The organism is Haloarcula marismortui ATCC 43049 (assembly GCF_000011085.1).
Lineage (GTDB): Archaea > Halobacteriota > Halobacteria > Halobacteriales > Haloarculaceae > Haloarcula > Haloarcula marismortui.
The window spans coordinates 2,386,469-2,412,442 of record NC_006396.1; the positions used below are offsets into that span (position 1 = coordinate 2,386,469).

The window sequence follows — 25,974 nt, forward strand, 5'->3', positions numbered from 1 at the left end:
ATTAGATATACCGCGCTCTAATGGTATCAAAGCCCTATATCCGCCATGTCTCTGAGTTGTATATCAGAATTATGGTATAATTGTCCCACGAGGGGACGGTGGTCGCTCAGACATACCGGTCCACCTCCGTCTGGCGGCGGTCAGCCGCCTGTGAAACCGCCTGCCGGCGGTCAGCCAGTACCTCGCGGTCAGCGGCGAGGGCGTCCACTGCTACCGACACCTGCTCGGCAACAGCGTCGGGGGCCGGGCCGCCGCGAGAGTCCCGCATCGCGACACTTTCCGTCGGGTCGAGTGCGGCCTCCAGCGCGTCGCGGTCGACGTAAGTTGACAGGGGTTCGCCGAGCACGTCCTCGGCCAGCCCCGACAACGCCTCGTAGTCGGGCGCGTCTTCCTCGGGCCCCAGACCGGCGGCGGCCTCGGCAACGACCTCGTGGGCCGTGCGGAACGGCACACCGGCCATCGCCAGCAAGTCCGCCACGCCAGTCGCCGTCGCAAATCCGTCAGTGGCCGCCACTTCGAGCGTCTCGGCGGGCCAGTCAGCGGTCGCAACCGCGCCGGCGGCGACTTCCACGCTTTCGGTGACGCTGTCGATGGCGTCCCAGGCATGGCGGCCGGCGCGCTGCAGGTCGCGGTTGTACGCCCGGGGCTGGCCCTTCAGGTTAGTCAGCAGGCCGTTTAGCCCGGCGACGGCGTCACCCGTGCGTCCACGGACCAGTTCCAGTGTGTCGGGGTTCTTTTTCTGGGGCATAATCGACGACGTCGAGGCGTAGTCGTCGTCGAGGGCGACGTGACCCTTGCTCGCCATCACGACCACGTCCTCGGCCAGCCCCGACAGGGTCGTCGCCAGCGTTGCCACGGCGCTGGTCGTCTCGACGAGGAAGTCGCGCGTCGCCGAGGCATCCATCGAGTTCTCCGCCACCGAGTCGAACCCGAGCAGTGCCGCGGTGCGCTCGCGGTCCACGTCGAAGGGCGTCCCCGCGAAGGCGGCCGACCCGAGGGGGTTCTGGTTGACGCGCTCGTAGGCATCCAGCAGGCGCCCGGTGTCGCGCTGGAGCGCCTGTTCGTAGGAGAGCACCCAGTGAGCGACCGTCGTCGGCTGGGCGGGCTGGAGATGCGTGTAGCCGGGCATCACCGTCCCGTCCTCGGCGCGAGCGACCTCGATGAGTTGCTCGCGGGCACCGACGACGGTCTCAATGAGGTCCAAAATGTCCTCACGCAGGCGGTAGCGGATGCAGGCCGCCACCTCGTCGTTGCGCGAACGGGCAGTGTGCATCTTCCCGCCGTCCGGGCCAACGCGCTCGATGACGGCGCTCTCTATCGCCTCGTGTACGTCCTCGCCGTCGGGTAGCGCGTCATGGCCTGCGTCCTCCACGTCCGCCAGCGCGGCCAGCACGTCGCCGGCCGTCTCGCGGTCGATGATCTCCCGTTCGGCCAGCATCACGACGTGGGCGCGGTCGACGGCCAGGTCGGCCGCGAAGATGCGCTCGTCGTCTGACAGCGAGGAGAGGAACGACCGGGCGGGCCCGCCCGCGAAGCGGTCCCGGCGGACGACCGTCTCGTCGCGGTCGTCGGCGTTTGCCGTCTCGTGGTCCTCGCCGTCGCTCATTCGCTTACTCCTCCGTGTCCTCGCTCGCGGCGTGGTCGCCGCTGCCGTCCGTTACGGCTGCCCCTTTTTTCGCATCGTCCAGAATCTTGTTCGCGAGGCGGGACTGGAAGCCGTGGTACTTCGCGACGCCGGTCGCGTCCTGCTGGGTGATACCGCCGGAGACATCCTCCTCGTTGAACGAGGCCGCCGACTCGCTGTAGACGGCGTAGTCGGACTCGCGCGAGACCGGGCGGCAGTGGCCGCCTTCGAGTTTCACCGTCACAGTGCCAGTGACGCGCTCGTTGGTGTCGTCGATGAACGCTTCGAGTGCGCCCGTCAGCGGCGCATCGACGAGGCCCTGATAGGCCTTCTGGGACCACTCCTGATCGACCTGAGCCTTGAACTGGCGTTCTTCTTGTGTGAGCACCAGTCCTTCGAGCGCCTCGTGGGCCGTCAGCAGCACCGTCGCGGCGGGGTGCTCGTAGTTCTCGCGGACTTTCAGCCCGAGCATGCGGTCCTCCATCATGTCCGTGCGACCGATACCGTGGGCACCCGCCTGCTTGTTGAGTTGTTCGATGAGTTCGACCCCGCCGAGTTCCTCGCCGTCGACGGCAACGGGAACGCCGTCTTCAAATTCGACCTCGACGAGTTCGGCATCCTTGTCCGAGGGGTTGTCCGTCCACTTGTAGATGTCGTCGGCTGGAATAGTGCTCGGGTCTTCGAGTTCAGATCCCTCGATGGAGCGGCTCCAGAGGTTCGTGTCGATCGAGTAGCGACCGCCGTCGCCGCCCTCGACGGGCAGGCCCTTCTCCGCGGCGTACTCGTTCTCCCACTCGCGGGTCAGCCCGAGTTCGCGGACCGGTGCGATGACATCGAGGTCGGAGTCGCGCCAGACGGACTCGAAGCGGAGTTGGTCGTTGCCCTTGCCGGTACAGCCGTGTGCGACGGCCGAACAGCCCTCATCTTCGGCGACTGAGAGAATGGCTTTGGCGATGACCGGGCGCGCGAGAGCGGTCCCGAGCGGGTAGCCCTGGTAGTCAGCGTTAGCCTTGACGGCTTCCATACAGAGGTCTGCGAACTCCTCGGTGGCGTCGACGACGTGCTGTTCGACGCCCAGTGCCTCGGCGGTCTCCTCGGCCTCCTCGAACTCGTAGTCGGGCTGGCCAACGTCGACGGTAACGCCGATGACCTCGTCGTAGCCGTACTCTTCTTTCAGCAGCGATACGCAAACTGTCGTGTCGAGCCCGCCCGAGAAGGCGAGCGCGACGGTTCCGTTTCCTTCTGGCATGGATGTGTTCTGGATTGGTTCCGTGGTGTGCCTGTCGGTTTCTCGATCAAACAATGGATCGAGTATCCCATCGAACCGACGACGACGGCGTCTAGCGACGAAGCGAACCTGTCAATTGAAGAGTAAGTAGTAGTGGGCCTAGAAACGGCCCGGTCGTCGTCGTCGTGGGGAGAAACGGAGGGACCCCTCGCTGTCCGCAGCGAGCATCGTGGAGAGAGGGGTCCGCGTCATGTACTTCCTGCTGTGTGACTCGGGTACTAATAGTTTCCGTGTTCACAGTGGCGTGTGAATAGACAACAAACACCGGACATCAGCAGTCATCGCGTCGCCCATAGCGACCAGCACCGGCAGCAAACTGGCGTGTGACGAGCGTTAAACGGTGTATTCGTCTTCGGTCTGGCTATTGGCCAGCATCGACAGTGTCGGACCCGCCACCCGGCGACTCGGTTTCCTCGCCATTGGTGGCCGTCTCGTTGGCTGGCGTAGCGTCGGCAACGTCCGTCCGTTCACCCGCCGGGGTCCGCTCCGGCCCGGCCCCCGGGCGGTCACCCACTTCGGTTCGGTTCGCCGCATCACTGCCGCGGTCACCGGCAACCTCAGGTCGAGCCTGCTGCCCGACGTTCGGGCCGGCGATACCCTGTGCGATAGCGGCGACTTCCGGTCCGCTCAGTTCGCTCGCGCGCTGTGAAAGGGTCTTGATCGCCGTCGCATTGATCCCCTTCTTTTCTAGCACTTCAGTGGGGAGCTGACTGGCGGTTTCGTTCGTCTCGGTAGCCAGTCGCTGAACGTTCCTCGTCTCCGCGTGGAGCTGGGCGGCCTTCGCCCGGTACTCGCCCTCACTCATCGAGCCGTTCTCGCGGGCTTGCTCCAGCGCTTGCTTTCGCTGTTGGAGTTCTTCGAGTCGGGCCTCGGAGTCGTTCACCTGCTCGGCGACGACGGATGCCTTCGCAGCGTCAGTGTTCGCCTGTGCGATGCGGACCCCGAAGGTCCGTGACTGGACCTCGCCGTCCAGTTCAGCTTCCTGCACGCTGACGACGCCTGCCAGCTGTGCGCCGGGGGCCGTCGGGTTCTCGTTGGCCTGTTCAGTCACCGCTTCCGTTTCCTGTGCCATCGTTGCGGCGGGCACTGCGGCGAGCGTGCTCACCACGAGCAGCAGCGCCAGCAATACCGGGGTGGCTCGTCTCATTCTATCCAGTACTTGTCCACCCAAGACCCTATAAATAGGCGTCAGTGATGCCGGGTTAGCGCCGATTAAGCCGGATTAAAACCGCAATACTGCGCTCGAACCAGCTGACAGGTTCCGGTGAACGGTCGGTGTCTTTATTACTGTGTTTCGCCGTCGCTGTCGGTTCCGTCGCCCTCACCGCCGTTGCCACCAGTCACGTCAGTGTCCGGCAGTGTCACCACGTTCTCCCGGCCGATGCGGAACGTTTCGACCTTGTCCTCGTCGCGCAAGCCGCCAATGACCTGACTCGTCTTGGCGTCGGTCCAGTCGAGTTCGCCGGCCACCTGCTGTTGTTTGAGCCGCCCGCCGTTCGAGTCGAGCAGTTGCAGGACCTGCTCCTCGTTGCTCAGGAGTTCGGCCGGCGGTGCGCCAGCGTCGGCATCCGTGCCGGCGGGGGCCTCCGTGTTTGAATCGTCAGATTCGACCATCGACGCCGGTGGTTCGGCCAACTCACCGCCGCCAAGGACACCGTACCGTCGAAGGGCATACGCTCCGGCGGCGATGCCGACCAGCGCGAGGAGTCCGCCGACGAGGAGGCCGTTCGACCCGCTGTCACCGCCAGCGCTGTCCCCCGAAGTGACAACCACTCGTGGCTCCGATTCCCCGAACGTCTGTTGGCCCCGCCAGGTGACAGAGTCGTTCTTCCGTTCGTCGACCTGTGGCGCGACGGAGTCGGCCTGATAGCCTGCCGGCCAGCGGACAGTCAGTGAGGTCTCGCTGTCCAGAAACAGCCCCGAGAGCGCGTCGCCGATTTCGAGGCGGTCACCGGAGACGCCGGCGAAGTTTGTCCACTGGAACCGGTAGGTGATAACGCCGTACGTCTGGCCGAACGTGTCTTCTCGCGCGCTCACAGTGACGTTCTCGATAGCCATCTCGCGGCCGGTCGCGTTCTCCGCGGCCCCGGCAGTGCGTTGCATCCGGCTCTCGAAGCGGTCCGTGTACGCTGCAGGGTTTGCCTGGATATCCGCTCGCAGGTCCTCGAAGGCCTGCGTGGCGTTGTCGTCGTCTAACCGGATGCGGTAGGCGACCGTCCAGTCGGCGGCCCCATCTGGTCCCACGTCAGCGGTCATCACGACCACGTCTGCATCGACAGACTGCTGGCCGAGGCTACCGAAACCGGCCCCGGTCGCTGTCGGTACAAGCAGTGCTACTGCGACGAATACGACTACCAGCGTTCCAGCGCTCCGGCCCATCCTACCGCGGCTACCTTCTCAGCAGGTATATCGTTTATTGCCGATTGTGTGAACTGATACGCTGCGGCCTTACATCACATGCCGCATCTCTGCCGGAGCCTGAATCGCCGGCCGCTGTGGCCACAAGGGGTTTGCCACGTGAGGGAGTCCTGTCGAGCATGGACAGAGCGAAACTCGACGTGGACACCCTGCTGAAGATTGTCCTCGTCCTCATTGTCGTCTGGTTGGTGCTCGAAATTATCGGTGGGGTTCTGGGACTGTTAGGCTGGCTTCTGGGGCCGCTCCAGCCGATACTCGGCGTGGTTCTGGTCGTCCTCATCGTCCTGTGGCTGCTTGACCGGCTGTAGGACCGCGCTCTTTTTCCCGACAGCAAGCGACCCGCTCACTGTGTACAGCATCAACGTCCCGCTCCCGTCAGCAGTCACGTCGCTGGCGGCCGACCTTGCGGCGGACCTGCCGCTCGCACAGCGACGAGGCCGGGGCGAGCACACGCTGGTCGCCAAGCGGCTGGGCGGTGGCGACCATGCGGCCTACGCTCGACTGGAAGCACAGGGTCGGGAGGCGCTTCGCGGCCAACCGGCGTTCGAGGCGAAGATTGCAGGCGTCGAGCAGTTCGAAACAGCCGTGACCGGGCCATCGCCGGTGGTGTATCTCGCCGTCGAGAGCCCCGGACTGGTCGCCTTGCACGAGCGGCTCTGCGAGCGGGTCGACCCGGTCGACGAAATGGAAGGCGACGCGTACGTCCCGCACGTGACCGTCGCCCGCGGCGGGGACTTGGACGCGGCCGCACGGCTGGTCGAGCGAGACATCGAACCGATTCGGTGGACCGTCGACGAACTCGCCTTTTATGACGCCGACCGAAACCAGCCGGTCAGCTGGGTGTCGTTGCCGGCGTAGCGCTGCTCAGTTGTCTGTCCTGGCACAGTGGCGAACAGGCGGCACGCGTCGGTTCCGGCGCGGTGGTGCCGCACAACTGCTATTCGCGCCGGGCTATGGTTACGTCACAGCGGCTGTGGTCTCGGCTTCGGATATAAACGGTTGGACCGAAAGCAATGCTTTTGGAGCGGCCTACCATCCACTACAAATATGGATTACCGCGAAGTCGACAGTACGTCCGAGTTCGTCTGCCGACTGGAGCACGGTGGGGACTGGCGCGCGCAGATCGAGGCCTTCGCGGACGAACAGGGCATCGACGCCGGCTTTTTTTACGGGCTTGGGGCAGTGCAGGACGCGGAACTCATGTTCTACGACCAGGACCGGACCGAGTACGACTCGCTGACCTTCGACGAACCGCTTGAGGTCGCCGCCTGTATGGGCAATATCTCGCATTTCGACGGGGAGCGGTTCGCCCATACACACGCCGTCCTCTCGCGGCCCGACGGCGAGGCGGTCGCCGGCCATCTGAACGCCGGCACCGTCTGGGCGGGTGAACTGTACGTCCGCGGGTTCGATACGGAACTCCAGCGGGAGCACGACGAGCCGACCGACCTGGACCTCTGGAATATCTAAGATGCGGGAGGCCGACGAACAGTACTTCGAAACGCTCGAAACCCAGCTCGAAGCCGCCTTCGACGTCGCCGAGCGGGCCAAAGAGCGCGGTGGCGACCCAAAGCCCGAAGTCGAGATTCCGACCGCCCGTGACATGGCCGACCGGGTCGAGAACATCCTCGGCATCGACGGCGTTGCCGAGCGAGTGCGGGAACTGGAAGGACAGATGTCCCGCGAAGAAGCCGCACTGGAGCTGGTCGAGGACTTCGTCGAGGGGACTGTCGGCGACTACGACAGCCGCGAGGGGAAAGTCGAGGGTGCGGTCCGGACTGCTGTTGCCCTGCTGACCGAGGGTGTCGTTGCCGCCCCAATCGAGGGTATCGACCGCGTGGAACTGCTGGAAAACGACGACGGCACGGAGTTCATCAACGTCTACTACGCTGGCCCGATCCGCTCGGCCGGCGGGACGGCACAGGCGCTGTCGGTGCTGGTCGCCGACTACGCCCGCGCGCTACTGGGTATCGACCAGTACAAGGCCCGCGAGGAGGAAATCGGGCGCTACGCCGAAGAGATCGACCTCTACGACAAGGACACCGGCCTCCAGTACTCGCCAAAAGAAAAGGAGACGAAGTTCATCGCCGAGCACATGCCCATCATGCTCGACGGCGAGGCGACCGGCGACGAGGAGGTGTCGGGCTATCGGGACCTCGAACGCGTCGACTCGAACTCCCCGCGTGGCGGGATGTGTCTGGTACTGGCCGAAGGGATTGCGCTGAAAGCGCCGAAGATACAGCGCTACACCCGGAACCTAGACGAGGTCGACTGGCCGTGGCTGCAGGACCTCATCGACGGGACCATCGGCAAGGACGAAGCCGACGAGGGGGACAGCGCAGAAGACGCGAACGGCGACGACGCGGGCGAAGGAGCGGACGACGACGGCGGGGACGAGGCTGACGAGCAGGCGGGACCGCCGCGGGTCGAACCCGCCGACAAATACCTCCGGGACCTCATCGCCGGCCGCCCGGTGTTTTCCCACCCGTCGAAATCGGGCGGGTTCCGGCTTCGCTACGGCCGGTCACGCAACCACGGCTTTGCGACCGCCGGCGTCCACCCGGCAACGATGCACCTCGTCGACGACTTCCTCGCGACGGGGACTCAGATCAAGACCGAGCGGCCGGGGAAAGCCGCCGGCGTCGTGCCGGTCGACACCATCGAGGGGCCGACCGTACGTCTGGCTAATGGCGACGTGCGCCGCATCGACGACGCCGAGGAGGCACTGGCAGTCCGCAACGGCGTCGAGAAGATACTCGACCTCGGTGAGTATCTGGTCAACTACGGCGAGTTCGTCGAGAACAACCATCCGCTCGCGCCGGCCTCCTACACCGTCGAGTGGTGGGAGCAGGACCTCGCGGCCGCCGGTGCGGACGTGCAGGCGATGCAGGACTCGCCCCACATCGACCTCGCCGACCCGAGCGCCGAGGAAGCCATCGAGTGGGCGACCGAGTACGACGCCCCGCTGCACCCGAAATACACCTACCTCTGGCACGACGTGAGCATCGAACAGGTGTGTGCGCTCGCCGACGCCGTCGAGGACGCACAGGTCGCACAGGCCGACGGTGCGTACGCCGACCCGGAGATGGACGGCACAGCAGGCGATGCGCACAGCGACGACGGCGCGCTCGTCCTGCCACGGAGCGATGCCGTCCAGCAGACGCTCGAACACCTTCTCATCGGGCACACGCAGGACGAGGAGACGATTACGGTCACCGACTGGGTGCCGCTGGTTCGGACGCTTGGGTTCTCCCGGTCGCTGGAGCGGGACTGGACGCGAGAAGACCTCTCCGAGCACGCGCGAACCTACGGTGAGAGCGAGTCGCTCGACGCAATCGGCGTTGCCGAGGATGCCGAGCGAGAAGACGGCCAGAACGCCATCAAGGCGATAAACGAGGTTGCGCCATTTCAGGTTCGGGAGCGCGCCCCGACCCGCATCGGCAACCGAATGGGTCGCCCCGAGAAATCCGAGCGGCGGGACCTCTCGCCGGCCGTCCACACGCTCAGCCCCATCGGCGAGGCCGGCGGGGCACAGCGAGACGTGGCCAAGGCGACGAAACACGCCGACGACATGAGCGATACGCCCGGCCAAGTCGAGGTCGAAGTAGCCCGGCGGCGCTGTCCTGACTGCGGGACCGAGACCCACCAGGCGAACTGTGCCGAATGCAGCGGGACCACCGAGCCAGTGTACGTCTGTCCCGACTGTGAAGCCGAGGTCGAGCGCGACGAGTCCGGCCGCGCGGAGTGTGGGCGCTGTGAGACACTCGCCTCACCGACCCAGTACAAAGTGCTCGACCTGCAGGAAGCGTATCGGGACGCCCTGCAGAATGTCGGTGAGCGCGAAACGGCCTTCGAACAACTGAAAGCAGTCAAGGGACTCACCTCCGAGGAGAAAGTCCCGGAACCGATGGAGAAGGGTATTCTCCGGGCAAAACACGACGTCTCGGCGTTCAAGGACGGCACCGTCCGCTACGATATGACCGACTTGCCGGTGACGGCGGTCCGAGCCTCAGAACTGGATGTCTCTGCCGAGCGACTCCGGGGACTGGGCTACACAGAGGACATCCACGGCGACCCGCTGACCCACGAGGACCAGCTGGTCGAGCTAAAGGTCCAGGATATCGTCCTCTCGGACGGCGCGGCCGAGCACATGCTCCAGACCGCCCGGTTCGTCGACGACCTCTTGGAACAGTACTATGGGCTGGAGCGGTTCTACGAGTTCGACGACCGCGAAGACCTCGTCGGCGAACTCGTGTTCGGAATGGCCCCCCACACCAGCGCGGCGACGGTCGGCCGTGTGGTCGGCTTCACCTCCGCCGCCGTCGGCTACGCGCACCCGTACTTCCACGCCGCCAAGCGACGGAACTGCTTCCATCCGGACACCCGGCTGTGGTACGAGGACGAGAACGACGACTGGGAATACGGCACCATCGAGGAACTGGTCGAAAGTCGACTGGACGACCCCCAAGAGGACGACTTCGGAACGCTCGTACAGGAGTTAGACGGCGACCTCACCGTGTCGTCGCTGGGCGAGAACGGTCCCTGTCGCCAGCCCGTCGACGCCGTCTCGAAACACCCCGCGCCGGACCACCTCGTGGAAGTAGCCGTCGGCGACCGGACGCTCCGTGTCACGCCCGACCACACGATGCTCCGGGCCGGTCCCGATGGAATCGAGGAGGTTCCGGCCAGCGATTTAGCCGCCGGCGACGACCTCCCTGCCTACGACGGCGGCGAGACGACGACGATGACGGCACGCGGCGAGGCCTCGACGGCGGCTACCGACGGCGCAGCCCCGACAGACACCGTCGAGGCTGTCGAGTACGTCGAAAGCGATGTCGACCACGTCTACTGTCTCACAGTCGCCGACACGCACCGGGTTGCCGTCGAAGGGACCTACGTCGGCCAGTGCGACGGCGATGAGGACTGCGTGATGCTCCTGATGGACGGCCTGCTGAACTTCTCGAAGTCGTATCTCCCGAACCAGCGCGGCGGACAGATGGACGCACCACTCGTGATGTCCTCGCGTATCGACCCCAGCGAAATCGACGACGAGGCCCACAACATGGACATCATGGACGCCTATCCCCGGGAGTTCTACGAGGCAACCCGCGAGATGAAAGACCCGACCGAGGTCGAAGACGTGATGAAAATCGCCGAGGAGACGCTGGGGACCGACCGCGAGTACACCGAGTTCCGGCATACGCACGACACGGCGAACATCGCTGCCGGGCCGGACCTCTCGGCGTACAAGACGCTCGGCTCGATGGAGGACAAGATGGACGCCCAGCTGGAGATTTCCCGGAAGCTGCGGGCCGTCGTCGAGAGCGATGTGGCCGAACGAATCATCGAGTACCACTTCCTGCCGGACCTCATCGGCAACCTCCGGGCCTTCTCCAGACAGGAGGTCCGGTGTCTCGACTGCGGGGAGTCGTTCCGCCGTGCACCCCTGACCGGCGACTGCCGGGAGTGTGGCGGCCGCGTCAACCTCACCGTCCATGAGGGGTCGGTCAACAAGTACATTGACACCGCCATCCGGGTCGCCGACGAGTTCGGTGCCCGCGACTACACGAAACAGCGGCTCAAGATACTGGAACGGAAAATCGAGTCGGTGTTCGAGAACGACCACAACAAGCAGTCAGGTATCGCGGACTTCATGTGAGCCGTCCCGGGACCGCCTTCGGGACGCCCGACCGGGTCCGCCCATCGGGCGGCGTGTGTCAGCGGGCGCGTCCGCGTTCCGGGTGGCATTTAAATTCGAACCGCGTTCTCAGCTCCTTGCAATCCGAGCGGGATATATGATGAATCCTGATAGAAGGCGAGGCAAGAGATGGACCGAGACGTGCTGGTCATCGACGATTCAGTCGACCGTCAGGTGTATGAAAGGGGCCTCAACCCAGCATACAGCTACACACTGGCCGAGACAGTGGACGACATCGCCCCCTCGTTTGCTCGGTCGGAGGTCGTCGTCTACGACCACGGACGGCCGGGGATGGCGTTTCCAGAACTGAAACAGACGGTACGAGACATCGGTGGGTCGTACTGCGTGCTCGTCGTGACCGGGGCAGAGCCGACGCTGGAACTCCTGTCGCTCCCGTGTACCGATTACCTTCGGAAACCGGTCGACGGGGCGGCGCTCGGGCAGGCAGTCGAGCGGGCGATGGGGCTCTCGGACGGTGACCTCCGGGAGGCGATATCACTGACGCGAAAAGTACACGTGCTTGATTCGGCCCAGTCAGGCAGCGAACTCGAACAGAGTCGGGCGGTCCACGACGCACGTCGGCGACTCCGCGAACTTGCAAGGCCGGAGGTTCTGTGTGAGATTGAGCGGATTGACGCCGATATCCTCTCTACCCACCTCGACCTGATACGGGGCGCTACTGACGAGCGGCAGGCACCGCGGGCCGACGGCGGAGAGACCGGCGGGAGCCGTCTGGAAAGCGTGGATATCAGTCCCTGGAAGTTCCGGGAGGCAGTCGAGAGCGCTGGCCATGCCGTCGTGTTCACCGACCGAGACGGGGTTATCGAGTACGTCAATCCGGCGTTCGAGGAGCTGACCGGATACGCCGAATCGGAGGTTATCGGCCACACGCCGCGGGTCCTCAATTCGGGTGAACACGACGACGCCTTCTACGAGCGCCTGTGGGACACCATCGATGCTGGCGATGTCTGGCGGGGTGAACTGGTGAACGAGCGCCCTGACGGTGAGCGCTACGTCATCGAGCAGACGATTGCGCCGCTTCCACGCGGCGGCGAGCCGCGCGGCTACGTCGCTATCAACACGGATATCACCCAAAAGCGGCAGCGTGAGGAGAAAATAGAGGCGCTACACGAGGCGACACGGGACCTGCTCGGCGCTGACAGCCCATCGACGGTTGCCGCCGAAGTCGGCGCGGCCATCGAATCGATTCTGGAGTTCCGCATCAACGTGATCCGCGTCCATCGGGACGGGCAACTCCAGCCTGTGCACGTCAACGACAAGGCCGAGGAGTTGCTAGCGGAGCGGCCGACATACGACGTCGGCGAGGGGTTCCCCGGCGAAGCCTTCGAGGAACAGCAGGCAAGCGTCTACACGGATATCCGTGACCACGACGGCGGCACAGCGCTTGAGCCGGTCGTCTCGTGGCTGTACGTCCCAATCAGCGAGTACGGCATCATCAGCGTGGGACAGACGGACCCGGATGCGTTCGATGAGACCGACCTGAACCTCGTCCAGATTATTGCGAGCAACGCGGAAGTCGCCCTGCAACGCCTGCAAAAAGAGCGGGAGCTACAGCGGGAGAACGACCGGCTCGAACAGTTCGCAAGCACCGTTTCACACGACCTTCGGAACCCGCTACAGGTCGCCAAGGGGACGCTGAGCCAGCTCGACGACAGCACTGCCGGGGTCGACCGGCTGCGGCAGGCCCACGAGCGGATGGAAGAAGTCATCGAGGGCGTGTTGACGCTGACACGGCAGGGGAACCGCGTCGAAGACCCGTCACCGGTCGACCTCGGTGCGGTCGCGCGTTCCTGTTGGACCCACGTGAGTTCCTGTGACACGGAACTGGTCGTCGAGGCGGACAGCCTCGTTGTTTCCGGGGACGACGCCCGCCTCAAACACCTCTTCGAAAACCTGTTTCGCAACGCCGTCACACACGGGCAGGCGTCGACCATCCGGGTCGGACCACTCGACAGCGGGTTTTACGTCGCCGACGACGGGGTCGGCATCCCGGAGGAGGAGCGAAACAGCATCTTCGACAACGGCTACACGACGAGTGCCGACGGGACGGGGCTCGGCCTGACAATCGTCGAGGAAATCGCGAGCGCACACGACTGGGACGTGTCCGTAACCGAAAGCGGGACCGGCGGTGCCCGCTTTGAGTTCGTCGCCGCCACCCAGTACAGGGATGAGTGATCCGGATGCCACGCGCTTCAGGGCGCTGTTCGAGCACACCGACGATGCTGTCGCCGAGGTCAAGTTCATCGACGACAAGCCGATAATCCGGGCGGTAAATCCGGCGTTCGTCGAACTGTTCGGTGTCGACAGCGAGCAAATACGCGGGGAACCACTGACCGAGCACGTCCTGGGAATCGAACGGGACGGCTGGAAAGCGTCCGACGGAGCGCCAGGCGACCCCCACCCACAGCAGGGCACCGTCACGGGACAGACAGTCGAGGGCCCCCGGCAGTTGTCCTGTCGGGTCGTTCCGACGACAGCGAACCGAGCGCTGACGATATACACCGACCTGACCGAGAGACAACGGCGAGAGCAACACCATCAGGTGCTCCACCGTGTGCTACGGCACAACCTCAGGAACAAGCTCGTGCCGCTGCTTGACGGGACAGAGACGCTGGCGGCGGAGCTGTCGGGCGACCTCGGGGCGCAGGCATCCCTGATGGCGACGGCGGCAAGCGAACTGGCCGAACTGAGCGAGATGGCCGGGAAGATAGAGTACGTGATGGGCGCGGCCGCGACGACGGCGTCACGGACCGACCTCGTCGAGAGCGTGCGGTCAGTCCTCGACCGGTACGACGCCGCGACAGTTGACCTCGCTGTCGAGGACTCCGAGACGGTGACCGTCGCCGTCGACGACCGGCTTGAAATAGCGCTGACACAGCTCGTGGAAAACGGAATCAAACACACCGACGGAGAGCCGGAGCTGTCAGTCACGGTGCGGTGCGAGCGGACGGTGGCGGTGGTCGAAGTCAGCGACAACGGCCCGGGATTGCCCGAACACGAGCGGGCGGTGTTGTTCGGCGACAGGCCGATAACGCAGCTCAGACACAGCACCGGACTGGGGCTGTGGCTGACGAAGTGGATACTGGACTGTCACGGCGGAGAACTCGCCTACGACAGGCACGACGGGCGAACGACGCTCACGCTCCAGATTCCGCTCGCTGCGGAGTTCGGTGTCGGCGACAACGACCGACGCCGGACCTCTCAGGGCGACTGACGAGCGCGTGACAGCCGTCCGACGGGTGTTTTTGCCCGTGGCGCTCCTGTCTCGGGTATGGCCTCGTCCCGCGATTCAGCGCCGTCGTTCGACTCTGGGGACCGGTCGGGGACCCCGTTACCGTCGCCCCGACAGACACCCAGTACGATCTATCAGATACAGATCGCGCTGTTGCGCTCACAGGTGGCCACGCTGGAAACCGCGCTCGAACAGGAACGCGAACATCGGCAGGCCGTCGTCGACCGGTACGAGCGCCTTCTCCACGGGGAATAACCCGGAACTGGCTGTCAGAAAATTCCGCTGTGTTACTCGTCGCCGAGTTCGACGTAGGTCGTTTCGATGATGCGGCTATCGTCGTTGAGTCGCTCGATGATGTCCTGTGGCGGTTGTTCATCGAGGTTGTAGACGGACAGGGCCTCCCCGCCGATGGTCTCGCGGCCGTTGAACATCCCGGCGATGTTGATGTCAGCCTCGCCCAGCACGGTCCCGATGAATCCGATAGTGCCGGGCTCGTCGCGGTTGCGGACGACCAGCATGTGCCCGTGGGGGACGGCCTCGATACGGTGGTCGTCGATACGGACGATGCGGGGCTCCTCGCCGCCGAACTGGGTCCCACAGACGGAGACGGATTCCTCGCCGTCGGAGACGGTGACGGTGATGAGGCTCTGGTAGTCTTCGGAGGTTCGGGTTTTGGACTCAGTCACGTCGATGCCACGGTCCTTGGCTATCTGCGGGGCGTTGACGGCGTTGACTTGCAGGTCCGAGGACGCGAACACACCCTTCAGCGCGCTGGCGGTGACGTACTCTACGTCTTCCTCAGCGATGTCACCAGCGTAGGTGACCTGCACTTCGGACATGTGGCCGCCGAACAGCTGGACCGCGATGCGACCGGCAGTGTCGGCGAGGTCGAGGTACGGCCCGACCTGTTTGAACGTCGCCTCGTCCAGCGACGGCGCGTTCAGGGCGTTGGCAACGGGCTGGCCGTTGGCCGCAGCGATAATCTGGTCGGCCGTGGAGGTGGCGACGTTCTCCTGTGCGGCCTCCGTCGACGCGCCCAGATGGGGCGTGACAATGATGTCATCGACATCGAGGAGGGGGCTGTCGTCTGGCAGCGGTTCCTCGCCGAACACGTCCAGTGCAGCGCCTTTCAGAACGCCGTCCTCAACGGCTTCGGCAAGGGCCGGCTCGTCGATGATGCCGCCGCGGGCACAGTTGACGACGTAGCCGCCGTCGAGCAGGGCGAGTTCGTCCTCGCCGATCATGTTCTCGGTCTCGGGGGTCAGTGGCGTGTGGATCGTAATGAAGTCGGACTTGGCGAGGCAGTCCTCAAGATCATCGACCAGTTCCGCGCCGAACTGGTCGGCGCGCTCCTGACTGATGTACGGGTCGAACGTGACGATGTCCATGCCGAGGCCACCCAGCCGTTTGGCGACCTGCTGACCGACGCGGCCGAAGCCGACGACGCCAAGCGTCTTGTTGTTGACTTCTGTGCCGAGGAACTCGCCTTTGGCCCACTCGCCGCTTTTCAGGCGGTCGTGGGCCTGTGGGATGGACCGAGCGGTGGCAAACGCCATCGCAACGGAGTGTTCCGCGGCGGCGCGGACGTTGCCTTCGGGGGCGTTAGCAACGATGACGCCGTGGTCGGTGGCGGCGTCGATGTCGATGTTGTCCACGCCGATGCCGGCTCGGCCGACGATGATGAGGTCGGGCGCGGCCGCAAACACTTCTTCAGTGACTTCGGTGCCCGAGCGGACGATGAGCGCGTTCGCGTCGGCCACCGCATCGAGGAGTGCGTCGCCCTCAACCTCGTAGGCTGTTTCGACATCGTGGCCCGCCTCACGGAGTCGCGTGAGACCGGCGTCAGCGATAGGGTCCGTAACGAGTACCTTCATACCGAATCGAACTTACTGGGGCGGCATAACGCTTGTTTTCTCCGTCCGCGCAAATGCGTACGGGGACTCGGTGGGGAGCAGCAACGCCGCTAACGCAGTACTGTCTCGGGCAGAGCCACTGAAAAAACGAACCGACAGACAACACCTATCGCCAGGCCGGGAGCGAGGCAGCGTCTGCGAGCGGGGTTGTGAGATAGGCGTCGTCTCGGGTCACGTCAGCGAGGATAAACTGGTCCGTTGGACCCTCTTCGACGGACGCCATGATGTCTCCGTCCGCGACCATCTCAACCGGAGCAACAGTATCCGACTCCATGCATGATAATATGTAACAACCATATAAAAACTTAGCGAAACCCATAGAGGGCAGGAGTATGATCCAGAGCCAACTGTCTGACAATAGTTCGTATCCTGTCAGTACTGGGACGAGATGGTTCGTGGCCCAATACGGATAGGGCCTTACATCTCAACCATTAGAGTCTGTCTCCGCAGTTCTATTCATACCCAGATTCGGAATTTCAATATGACAGAAGACGTAGTTGTTTTCGGGGCGGTGCAGTCCCTGAGTTTCCGAGATGCCGCCTGCACGGTCGTCGACGATAGCCGATGGCCGCCGAGCGTGCCACCTTAATATCGAAAACGGACGGATGTTAAGGACTTAGTAGATGCGGGAAGGAAGTTCTGGCAGTATGAACGTCGCAGACGCTATGACGCCACGCTCGGAGGTCGTCACGGTCACCATCCCTGGGACCCGTGATGACGCACTGGAGTACCTCCAGGAGCAGGCTTTCTCGTCGGTCCCGGTTATCAAGGAGACCGACGACGGCGAGGAGTTCAGAGGGATTATTTCACGCGATGCACTCATCGAGAGCCCCGACGAGGACCAGCTGGCCCTGCTTGTCGAGGAAGTCCCGGCGATCAGTGGGGACACATCTATCGAGGCTGCCGCACAGGTGATGGTCGAGGACGGCGAGCGCCGCCTCCCCATCGTCGACGGCGAGCTCAAAGGTATCATCACAGTGACCGACGTGATTCGGTCCATCGCCAACGGCAACGTCGACGGCGACAAGGTCGTCGACGAACTCGCCAACCGCGACATCAACTGCGTGTACGAGGGGACGCCACTGACCGTCGCCGAACGGGAGCTCTCCCACGCGAACGTCCCATACGGCGTCGTGCTCGGCGACGATGGCGACATGTCGGGGATGCTCACCGAGGTCGACATCATCGCGGTCGCCCGCGTCGTCGAGGGTGAGGACGACACCGGCGACTCCATCGCCAATCAGGACGACGACTGGGCCTGGGAAGGCATCAAAGCCGTTGGCGGACGGTACATGCCCACTCGTAACGTCGAACTCCCGGCTGAACCCGTCCACGAATTCATGACCGCCGATGTCGTGACGGTGAACAAGCGCCGCACCGCTGAGGAGGCGGCACAGCTGATGATCGAACACGATATCGAGCAGATCCCGCTGCTGTCTGGTGACGAACTCACCGGCATCGTACGGGATATCGACCTGCTGCGAGGCCTATGAGCGAAGGCGAACGCCTCACCGAGCTGGCCAAGCGTCGCGGCTTCTACTTCCCCTCTTCGAGTGCCTACGGCGGCGCAGCGGGCTTCTGGACCTACGGGCCACAGGGCGCTGCGCTGAAGTCGAACATCGAAGACGCCTGGCGCGACCGCTACGTCGTTAAGGAAGGTCATCAGGAAATCTCCGCCCCCGACGTGATGCCCGAGCCTGTCTTCGAAGCGTCGGGCCATCTCGATGGGTTCGACGATATGATCGTCGAGTGTGGCGAGTGCGGCGCGACCCACCGCGCGGACCACCTCGTTGAGGATAATACGGACATCGAAGAGGCCGAATCGCTCCCCAACGAGGAAGTGATGGACCTCATCGCCGAGCACGGGATCGAATGTCCCTCCTGTCACACGTCCCTGGCCGACCAGCCGGTTGACAACTTCAACCTGATGTTCGAGACCAACATCGGGCCGGGGTCGTCGTCCCCTGGATATCTCCGCCCAGAGACCGCACAGGGCATCTTCGTGGAGTTCCCGCAACTCTCGGAGTACGCCCGGAATCAGCTTCCCTTCGGCGTCGCACAGATCGGGAAGGCCTACCGCAACGAGATTTCCCCGCGAAAATCGCTCGTCCGCGTCCGGGAGTTCACACAGGCCGAACTGGAGCACTTCATCGACCCCGAGGAAGACGAACCGCCGCTGGCCGAGGTCGAGGACGTGGTGCTCCCACTGTACGCCGCCGCCGAACAACAGACCGATGACGGCGGCCAGCGCGAACTCACGGTCCGCGAGGCCGTCGACGAGGATATCGTCGAGAGCGAGTGGGTCGCCTACTACCTCGGCGTCTCCAAAGAGTGGTACGAGCGCATCGGCGTCGACATGGACCGCTTCCGGTACCGCCAGCACCTCGCGGGCGAACGCGCCCACTACGCCTCAGACTGCTGGGACGCCGAAAGCGAGGTTGATGGCGACTGGATCGAGATCACCGGGTTCGCCTATCGGGGCGACTACGACCTCTCGAAACACGCCAAACATTCCGGCGAGGACTACACGGTATTCAAGCAGTACGACGAGCCGATTACCGTCGACCGCGCCACCGTCGACCCCGACATGAGCTACCTCGGGCCGGAGTTCGGCGGGTCGGCCGGCGCGGTCGCCGACGCGCTCGAAGCACTGGCCGAGCGGAATCCGGACGCTTTCGACGACGACGAGGTTACCGTCGAGGTTGACGGCAAGTCCCACACTGTCCCCGTTGACAAGACGAACTTCAGCGTCGACGAGGTCACCGAGAACGGCGAGCACATCCGCCCACACGTTGTCGAACCCTCTTTCGGCGTGGGCCGGATTATTTACACCGTCCTCGCACATTCCTACGAGACCGACGAGGTCGACGGCGAGGAGCGCACCTACCTCGACCTCCCGCCGGAGCAGGCCCCGACGACGGTCGGCGTCTTCCCGCTGATGGACAAAGACGGGATGGCCGACCTCGCGACCGACATCGCCGACGACCTCCGGGCCGCCGGCCTCTCGGTCACCTACGACGACTCCGGGGCCATCGGCCGGCGCTACCGCCGGCAGGACGAGGTCGGGACGCCCTACTGCGTGACGGTGGACTACGAGAGCCTGGAGGACGATAGCGAGGCGCAACGCGCCTCGGACAGCGCGAGCAGCGCGGAACCTCGTTCCGCGAACCGTTCGAGCGGGCAGAGCCCGCGAGAAGACGGCGATGAGCCGCGAGCGGGAACAGTCACAGTACGCGAGCGCGACACGACCGAGCAGAAACGGCTCCCCATCGACGGGCTGGCGGAGACGCTCGAACAGCTCAGCACCGGCGACCGCACCTTCGACGACCTGTAGATGGCCGACGAGGTCTCCCGGCGGCTCGTCCACGTCACCGGCGCGGCGGTCCCGCTTGCGCATCTGCTCCGGCCGGACCTGATTACGTGGCGCGTCGTCCAGGGATTCCTGACTGTGGCGCTGGTCGTCGTGTGTGTGCTCGAGGCGGTGCGGCTGACGACCGGACTGGACTGGGTCGTGTACGACCGACTCACCCGCGAGTACGAGCAGGACAACCCCGCCGGCTACGCGCTGTACATCGTCGGGATAGCCATCGTCGCCTTCGCCGTCGAACTCCCGGGTATGACCGAGACGATTGCCGTCCCGGCGATGCTGATGCTTGCCGTCGGCGACCCCATCAGCGGGCTGCTGGGTTCCAGCGATGCCAGCAACATCAAACAGGCCTGGGTCCTGCTGGTGATGTTCGGCGTCTGCACGCTGCTCGCCGCGCCGTTCGTTCCCCCCGCCGCCGCCATCCTTGGTGGCGTCGCGGCGACGTTCGCCGACGGCGTCAAGCCCCGCATCGCCGGCTACGTCATTGACGATAACTTCTCGATTCCGGTGCTTGGCGCACTGGCGATGTGGGTCGGCGTCCAGTACCTGCCCGGAATCGGGCTCTGAGCCCGTTCGTTCACTTTCACCGCGGTATCTGAACCCTTAACCACCGCCGGGACAAACGCGTGGGTAATGGCGACCACCGACGCCGGTGGCGAACACGTCGAACGCCCGCTGGTGACGCCGGAGTTCCTGGAGAACCGCCGCTACCAGACCGAACTGGCGGAGACGGCGAGCGGAGACCACACGCTCGTCTGTCTGCCGACCGGGCTGGGCAAGACGACCGTCTCGCTGCTGGTGACCGCCGAGCGGCTCAACGCCGTCGGCGGGAAGTCACTCATGCTGGCCCCGACGAAGCCGCTGGTCCAGCAACACGCCGAGTTCTACCGCGAAGCGCTCGAACTGGACGACGAGGACGTCGTCGTGTTCACCGGCGAGGTCCGACCCGACGACCGGGCCGCGCTCTGGGACGACGCCCGCATCGTTATCGCGACGCCACAGGTCGTCGAAAACGACCTCGTGGGCAACCGCATCTCCCTTGCCGACGTAACCCACTGCACCTTCGACGAGTGTCACCGGGCAACCGGCGACTACGCTTACAACTACATCGCCGACCGCTACCACGCCGACGCGGAGAACCCGCTGGTAACGGGGATGAGCGCCTCCCCCGGGGACGACGAGGAAGCCATCCTCGAAGTGTGTGAGAACCTCGGCCTGTCCGATGTTGCCGTGATGACCGAAAACGACGCCGACGTGGCCGAGTACACCCACGACACCAGCGTCGACTGGAAACGCATCGAACTCCCCGAGGTCGTTGTGGAAATCCGCGACGCCATCAACGAAGTCATCAAAGACCGCCTGTCGCAGTTGAAAGAACTCGGCGTCACGAACAAGTCCTCGGCGGACATCTCCGAGCGCGAAATTCAGCAGATTCAGGGCCAGTTGCGGGACCTGATGAACAACGACCAGAGCGAGGGGTATCAGGGGATGAGTCTCCTCGCCGAGATCCGGAAGCTCCGGACCGCCGTCACCTACGTCGAGACCCAGAGCGTCGAGTCCCTGCGGCGGTACTTCGAGCGCCTGAAGGAGGCCGCTCGCTCTTCAGGGGCGTCCAAGGCCGACCAGCGCCTCGTCAGCGAGCCAAAGGTCCGCGAAGCGATGCGGAAGGCCGAATCCTACAACGACCTGCACCCGAAGTTCCGCCAGACCCGGATGTTGCTCGCGGAGACGCTCGGTATCGAGAACGGCGAGCGCGTCATCGTGTTCACCGAATCGCGGGACACCGCCGAGACGCTCGTTGACTTCCTCTCGGACCACTTCACGACACAGAAGTTCGTCGGACAGAGCGACACCGACGGCAGCGAGGGGATGACACAGACCCAGCAACAGGAGACGCTGGACCGGTTCCGCAACGGCGAGTTCGAGGTGCTCGTCTCGACATCCGTCGCCGAGGAGGGCCTGGACGTGCCAGAGGTCGACCTCGTACTGTTCTACGAACCGGTGCCGACCGCGATTCGGGCCATCCAGCGGAAGGGTCGGACCGGCCGACAGGCCGAGGGCCGCGTCGTCGTCCTGCTGGCCGAGGACACCCGCGACGAGGCGTACTTCTGGAAGGCCCGGAACGACCAGAAGCGGATGAAACGCGAACTGAACGAACTCAAAAGCGTCGCCGGCGAGCTAGAGGCCCGCCTCGACCAGACTGGTCTCGACGAGTACGAGGACACCACGGGGACCGCTTCGAGTGGAACTGGCGACGGTGAAACCACCAGACAGAGCGGTGGTTCCACTGGAAACGGGAGGGGTAGCGGAGCTAACAAGTCAGCCGAGGATGACGATGGCAGTGACGGTCAGGCTGGCCTGGACGCCTTCGCGGACGACCGGTCGGAAGCGGCCGATGCCGATGCGGGAGCGGCCGAAGGCGACAGCGAAGCGGCGTCGGTCGACGAGGGGGACACTGGGACAGCGGACGGTGGAGAGAGCACCGGGACGGCGGACGATGAAGGAACGGTCGCCACCGCCGGCCGCGACGACGAGGACGATCCCGTCGAAATCGTCGCCGACCAGCGGGAACTCGACTCGAACATCGCCCGGGACCTCTCGACACGGGACGGTATCGAGACCCGACTCGAAACGCTGGCCGTCGGCGACTACGTCCTCTCGGACCGCGTGGTCGTCGAGCGCAAGACCGTCGCTGACTTCATGGATACACTGACGGGCGGCGACCGATCGATGTTCGAGCAGGTCGGAGACGCCACACGCAATTACGGGCGGCCCGTCGTCATCATCGAAGGCGAGGATCTTTTCGGTGCGCGCAACGTCCACCACAAGGCGATTCAGGGCGCCCTCGCGTCGCTTGCGGTCGATTTCGGCGCGAGCGTGTTGCGGACCAGCGACGAGGACGAGACCGCCGACCTGCTGGAAGTCATTGCCGGGCGGGAGCAGGAGACCGCCGACCGCGAGGTGAGCGTCCACGGCGAGAAACAGTCGAAGACGCTGCCCGAACAACAGGAGTACGTCGTGGCCGCAATCGCCGAAGTCGGACCGGTGACCGCGCGCACGCTACTGGAGTCCTTCGGGAGCGTCGAAGCGGTGATGACCGCCGACAAAGACGACCTGCTGGAGGTATCCGGCATCGGCGATGTAACAGCCGACCGGATTCGGGAAGTCATCGCCAGCGACTACGAACCCTAGAACCGCGCTGCATCCAGCGCTTCCGCCGCTTCTCGGGCCGCCTGCAGATGCTCGCGGGCCTCGCGTGGGTTCTCGGTCGCCGCGGCGCGCTCGGCGAAGCGGTGAACTGTTTCAGCCAGTAACGCAGACGCCGCATCCAGATTTGCCGCAACGTCACCGGTCCCGCCTTCGGATGGCGTTGGCTGTCGAGCGGAAACGGGGGGGTTCTGTGACGGTGTCCCACGCGGCTGGTCGTTCGAAGTCTGGCCGCTAGGCTCCGACGAAACACCTGTTCGAGCAGTCTGTGACGCTGGCTCCGAGTGGTCGGACTGCCGAGTCGACTGAGCACCCCCCGCTTCAGGTGGAGCGGTCGAGTCGTCCGTCGTGTCCGGCGCACTCGCAGCCGCCTCGTCACCATCGCCGAACTGGACGCGGGCCTCGTCGCTGGGGTCGGCAACCTCGATCTGGTCACCGTCGTCGGTCTGGCCCTCCTGTTCGTCAGCATCCGACGGGTCCGCCCCGCTGGCCTGTGTATCGCGAGCGACCGGCTTCTGGCAGGTGGGGCAGAACTCCTGACCGTCATGCCGGAAGATGGGGTCGCCACACTCGCTGCAGTGGGCGTTCGTCATCGTCGCGCCCTTCAACAGGAGTTCGCTCATTTGCTCGGTCGCCGCCCGGTTGTCCTCCTCTTGCTCGAACTTCTCGCGGAGTTTCTCGCGTTCGGCTTCCTTGTCGAAGTCGCTCATACGAGTCACAACGCCACGGGGCTGAAAACAGTTTACGGGTGCGAGATGTCGATATCGCCTGAACGATATCCGTCGGAATTGGGGTTTCGACACGTTTAACGTTCGCGCCCGAGCCTTTTCGAATGGTATGACAAAGGTAAGCGTAGTCGGCGCAGCCGGAACGGTCGGCGCAGCCGCAGGGTACAACATCGCGCTCCGTGACATCGCTGACGAGGTCGTCTTCGTGGACATCCCGGACAAGGAAGACGACACGGTCGGGCAGGCCGCTGACACGAACCACGGCATCGCCTACGATTCGAACACGCGCGTCCGCCAGGGCGGCTACGAGGATACTGCCGGCTCAGACGTGGTAGTCATCACGGCCGGGATTCCTCGCCAGCCCGGCCAGACACGTATCGACCTCGCGGGCGACAACGCGCCCATCATGGAGGACATCCAGTCCTCACTGGACGAACACAACGACGACTACATCTCGCTGACCACCTCGAACCCCGTCGACCTGCTCAACCGCCACCTCTACGAGGCCGGCGACCGCTCGCGCGAGCAGGTCATCGGCTTCGGCGGCCGACTGGACTCCGCGCGGTTCCGTTACGTCCTGAGCGAGGAGTTCGACGCCCCGGTTCAGAACGTCGAAGGAACGATCCTCGGGGAACACGGCGACGCACAGGTTCCCGTGTTCTCGAAGGTCCGCGTTGACGGCACCGACCCCGAATTCAGCGGGGACGAGAAAGAGCAGCTGCTCGGCGACCTGCAGGAATCGGCGATGGACGTCATCGAGCGCAAGGGCGCGACCGAGTGGGGGCCAGCCCGCGGTGTCGCACATATGGTCGAAGCCATCCTCCACGACACCGGTGAAGTACTGCCGGCTTCGGTCAAGCTAGAGGGTGAGTTCGGGCACGAGGACACTGCCTTCGGTGTCCCGGTCCGTCTCGGGAGCAACGGCGTCGAAGAGATCGTCGAGTGGGATCTTGACGACTACGAGCAGGACCTGATGGCCGACGCTGCCGAGAAGCTCTCGGACCAGTACGACAAAATCTCGTAACCAGATATTACTCGCGGTCGGCAGGGTCCGGGACGGCACCCGTCCCGAATATTATTTTGCCTCGCCAGCGGTGTGAAGACGCGGCTGTCACTGCGAGGAGCGCTCTCTGACAAACAGTGGCCGTTACGCGGGCTCGTCCTGCTCGTCAAGCAAGTCGCTATCGCGTCCGTCGTCATCGATATCAGCACCGAGGAGTGATGCCCACTCTTCGAGGTGTGAGTCCGATGTCGAGAGTTCTCGGTGGTTCATGGCGTTATCCGAAGCATCCACGGCATATTATATAATGGTTGTGCCCGCATTGATACATAATGCTGTATGCAGCGGTTCTACGGGGTAATCCGGGATTGGCGAATCACAAAAAGCGCCGAGAAGACCGTGACAATCACTCGGAGCGGATGGTTTCCGGGACCTGAATGGAGTAGTGCCCGTCTTCCTGCAGTGCGATGATGTACTCCTCGCGGTCGTACAGTTCCATCAGGTTCAGTTCGTACTGGCCGGGTTCCAGTACCTTGATCGACTCGAACTGGTCGTTGAGTTCCGCGCGCAGTTCCTCCAGATCGGGACGGTCCTCCCGGTCTGGTTCCGCCGGTGGGTCGGGGTCTGCACCGACAGGGCGGAACTGGTGTTCAGATTCAGACGCAGACGGCGCGTCGGATGGGAGTTCGTCTGGCTCGACAATATCACCGCGGGCACTGGCCTGGGCTGAATCCTCAGCCGCAGACGCACGGTCGGGTTCGGTCGACGGCGAGCCGGACGTGTGGGATGGGTCACTCGGCTGTGCATCAGCCGACCGGTCGGCGTCGAGATGGGACTGCTCGGCGGGACGGTCCCCGTCCGTAGTGGAGCCACTGACGAAGTCGCGCACCGAGGCGGCGGTCTTGCCGACGGTACGGGCGACAGTGCTGTCAGGTCCCGGTGGTTCCGGTGGCTCCGCATCCGGCGTCTCGGAGATGTCGGCCCCCTCGGGCTGATACTGGAACTTGTTCCCGCCGCAGTTGGGACAGCCCGAGAGCATCTCCTTCGACCCGTCGTCGAAGCCACGGCCACAGTCCGTACACTGGTGGGGCATTATTTCCGGGAGACGAGGGCGCTGATGAGCGTTTCGTCCTTGTGGAGCGTCTCTATCTGGTTCGCCGGCCCGATGACTGTCAGCTTCTGGGTCGACTGTTTGCCCATCAGCCGGTCGAGGATGCTGGCGTCGGCGGCCTCAGACTTAGGGTAGGTCTCGATTTCGATGCCGTTGAACTCGTCGGGGCTGATCTCCGTCATCGTCACTTCGATCAGGCGGGACTCCTCGTCGGGTGAGAGTCCCTCTTCGAGGATGACGATGTTGCCGTCACGAACCCCGTCGAGAATCATTCGGATCTTCTCCATCGAGGCCAGCCCGGCCATACGTTCGCCGCTGATGAGGTCGATCTGGACGCCGTCGTCTGGGTCTTTGACTTCTGCCATTA

At 64.4% G+C, this 25,974-nt stretch carries 22 protein-coding genes; 12 read left to right on the forward strand and 10 right to left on the reverse strand.

Going from position 1 to position 25,974, the window contains the following annotated elements:
- Positions 1–106 precede the first annotated feature (106 nt).
- The 4 genes from argH to RR_RS15990 form a co-directional block, all read right to left on the reverse strand.
- On the reverse strand, positions 107–1,606 hold the full coding sequence (argH, locus tag RR_RS15975) for an argininosuccinate lyase (protein WP_011224369.1): 1,500 nt from the start codon (positions 1,604–1,606) through the stop codon (positions 107–109).
- Positions 1,607–1,610: 4 nt separating this feature from the next.
- Positions 1,611–2,873, reverse strand: coding sequence for an argininosuccinate synthase (locus tag RR_RS15980; RefSeq protein WP_011224370.1), 1,263 nt, complete (start codon positions 2,871–2,873; stop codon positions 1,611–1,613).
- Positions 2,874–3,273: 400 nt separating this feature from the next.
- Entirely contained in the window at positions 3,274–4,059 is a 786-nt protein-coding gene (locus tag RR_RS15985; RefSeq protein ID WP_011224371.1) for a hypothetical protein, read from the reverse strand.
- Positions 4,060–4,196: 137 nt separating this feature from the next.
- Positions 4,197–5,291, reverse strand: coding sequence for a helix-turn-helix transcriptional regulator (locus RR_RS15990; RefSeq protein ID WP_011224372.1), 1,095 nt, complete (start codon positions 5,289–5,291; stop codon positions 4,197–4,199).
- Positions 5,292–5,449: 158 nt separating this feature from the next.
- Between RR_RS15990 and RR_RS15995 the strand changes: the two genes are divergently transcribed.
- The 7 genes from RR_RS15995 (at position 5,450) to RR_RS16025 (ending at position 14,536) form a co-directional block, all read left to right on the forward strand.
- The gene (locus RR_RS15995) at positions 5,450–5,638 is read left to right on the forward strand and encodes a DUF7554 family protein (protein ID WP_007189558.1); all 189 of its coding nucleotides are present in this window, start codon (positions 5,450–5,452) and stop codon (positions 5,636–5,638) included.
- A gap of 40 nt (positions 5,639–5,678) precedes the next feature.
- A complete protein-coding gene (locus tag RR_RS16000) occupies positions 5,679–6,188 on the forward strand; it encodes a 2'-5' RNA ligase family protein (RefSeq protein ID WP_049939038.1) in 510 nt (169 codons plus the stop codon).
- 189 nt (positions 6,189–6,377) lie between these two features.
- A complete protein-coding gene (locus RR_RS16005) occupies positions 6,378–6,800 on the forward strand; it encodes a PPC domain-containing DNA-binding protein (RefSeq protein WP_011224374.1) in 423 nt (140 codons plus the stop codon).
- A gap of 1 nt (position 6,801) precedes the next feature.
- The gene (locus RR_RS16010; protein WP_011224375.1) at positions 6,802–10,989 is read left to right on the forward strand and encodes a DNA-directed DNA polymerase II large subunit; all 4,188 of its coding nucleotides are present in this window, start codon (positions 6,802–6,804) and stop codon (positions 10,987–10,989) included.
- Positions 10,990–11,157: 168 nt separating this feature from the next.
- Complete coding sequence (locus RR_RS16015) at positions 11,158–13,224, forward strand: hybrid sensor histidine kinase/response regulator (protein ID WP_011224376.1); 2,067 nt, start codon at positions 11,158–11,160, stop codon at positions 13,222–13,224.
- On the forward strand, positions 13,217–14,263 hold the full coding sequence (locus tag RR_RS16020) for a PAS domain-containing sensor histidine kinase (protein ID WP_011224377.1): 1,047 nt from the start codon (positions 13,217–13,219) through the stop codon (positions 14,261–14,263). The genes RR_RS16015 and RR_RS16020 overlap by 8 nt, the downstream gene beginning before the upstream one ends.
- 57 nt (positions 14,264–14,320) lie before the next feature.
- The gene (locus tag RR_RS16025) at positions 14,321–14,536 is read left to right on the forward strand and encodes a hypothetical protein (RefSeq protein WP_004959918.1); all 216 of its coding nucleotides are present in this window, start codon (positions 14,321–14,323) and stop codon (positions 14,534–14,536) included.
- A 32-nt stretch (positions 14,537–14,568) separates the two neighbouring features.
- Here the strand turns inward: RR_RS16025 and serA are convergent, their stop codons facing one another.
- The gene (serA, locus tag RR_RS16030) at positions 14,569–16,155 is read right to left on the reverse strand and encodes a phosphoglycerate dehydrogenase (RefSeq protein ID WP_011224378.1); all 1,587 of its coding nucleotides are present in this window, start codon (positions 16,153–16,155) and stop codon (positions 14,569–14,571) included.
- 145 nt (positions 16,156–16,300) lie between these two features.
- On the reverse strand, positions 16,301–16,468 hold the full coding sequence (locus RR_RS22515; RefSeq protein WP_004959925.1) for a DUF7556 family protein: 168 nt from the start codon (positions 16,466–16,468) through the stop codon (positions 16,301–16,303).
- 373 nt (positions 16,469–16,841) lie between these two features.
- Between RR_RS22515 and RR_RS16035 the strand changes: the two genes are divergently transcribed.
- From RR_RS16035 to RR_RS16050, 4 genes are all read left to right on the forward strand, one after another.
- On the forward strand, positions 16,842–17,687 hold the full coding sequence (locus RR_RS16035) for a CBS domain-containing protein (RefSeq protein WP_004959928.1): 846 nt from the start codon (positions 16,842–16,844) through the stop codon (positions 17,685–17,687).
- Positions 17,684–19,528, forward strand: a complete 1,845-nt coding sequence (gene glyS, locus RR_RS16040) for a glycine--tRNA ligase (RefSeq protein WP_011224381.1) — start codon at positions 17,684–17,686, stop codon at positions 19,526–19,528. Before RR_RS16035 ends, glyS begins: the two co-directional genes overlap by 4 nt.
- Positions 19,529–20,128, forward strand: coding sequence for a dolichol kinase (locus tag RR_RS16045; protein WP_004959933.1), 600 nt, complete (start codon positions 19,529–19,531; stop codon positions 20,126–20,128).
- 66 nt (positions 20,129–20,194) lie between these two features.
- On the forward strand, positions 20,195–22,753 hold the full coding sequence (locus tag RR_RS16050; RefSeq protein ID WP_011224382.1) for a DEAD/DEAH box helicase: 2,559 nt from the start codon (positions 20,195–20,197) through the stop codon (positions 22,751–22,753).
- Here RR_RS16050 and RR_RS16055 read toward each other — a convergent pair.
- A complete protein-coding gene (locus RR_RS16055; RefSeq protein WP_007189568.1) occupies positions 22,750–23,478 on the reverse strand; it encodes an Sjogren's syndrome/scleroderma autoantigen 1 family protein in 729 nt (242 codons plus the stop codon). The genes RR_RS16050 and RR_RS16055 overlap by 4 nt on opposite strands.
- 127 nt (positions 23,479–23,605) lie before the next feature.
- Between RR_RS16055 and mdh the strand changes: the two genes are divergently transcribed.
- Positions 23,606–24,520, forward strand: coding sequence for a malate dehydrogenase (mdh, locus tag RR_RS16060; protein WP_004959949.1), 915 nt, complete (start codon positions 23,606–23,608; stop codon positions 24,518–24,520).
- Positions 24,521–24,643: 123 nt separating this feature from the next.
- Here the strand turns inward: mdh and RR_RS23020 are convergent, their stop codons facing one another.
- The 3 genes from RR_RS23020 to RR_RS16070 form a co-directional block, all read right to left on the reverse strand.
- Positions 24,644–24,769 carry a hypothetical protein gene (locus RR_RS23020; protein WP_004959952.1) on the reverse strand — a complete coding sequence of 42 codons (126 nt, stop codon included), beginning with the start codon at positions 24,767–24,769 and terminating at the stop codon, positions 24,644–24,646.
- A gap of 133 nt (positions 24,770–24,902) precedes the next feature.
- Positions 24,903–25,589 carry an OapC/ArvC family zinc-ribbon domain-containing protein gene (locus RR_RS16065; protein WP_007189570.1) on the reverse strand — a complete coding sequence of 229 codons (687 nt, stop codon included), beginning with the start codon at positions 25,587–25,589 and terminating at the stop codon, positions 24,903–24,905.
- Positions 25,589–25,972 (reverse strand): DUF2073 domain-containing protein, encoded by a 384-nt coding sequence (locus tag RR_RS16070; protein WP_004517591.1) that lies wholly within the window; start codon positions 25,970–25,972, stop codon positions 25,589–25,591. Before RR_RS16070 ends, RR_RS16065 begins: the two co-directional genes overlap by 1 nt.
- Positions 25,973–25,974: the final 2 nt, after the last annotated feature.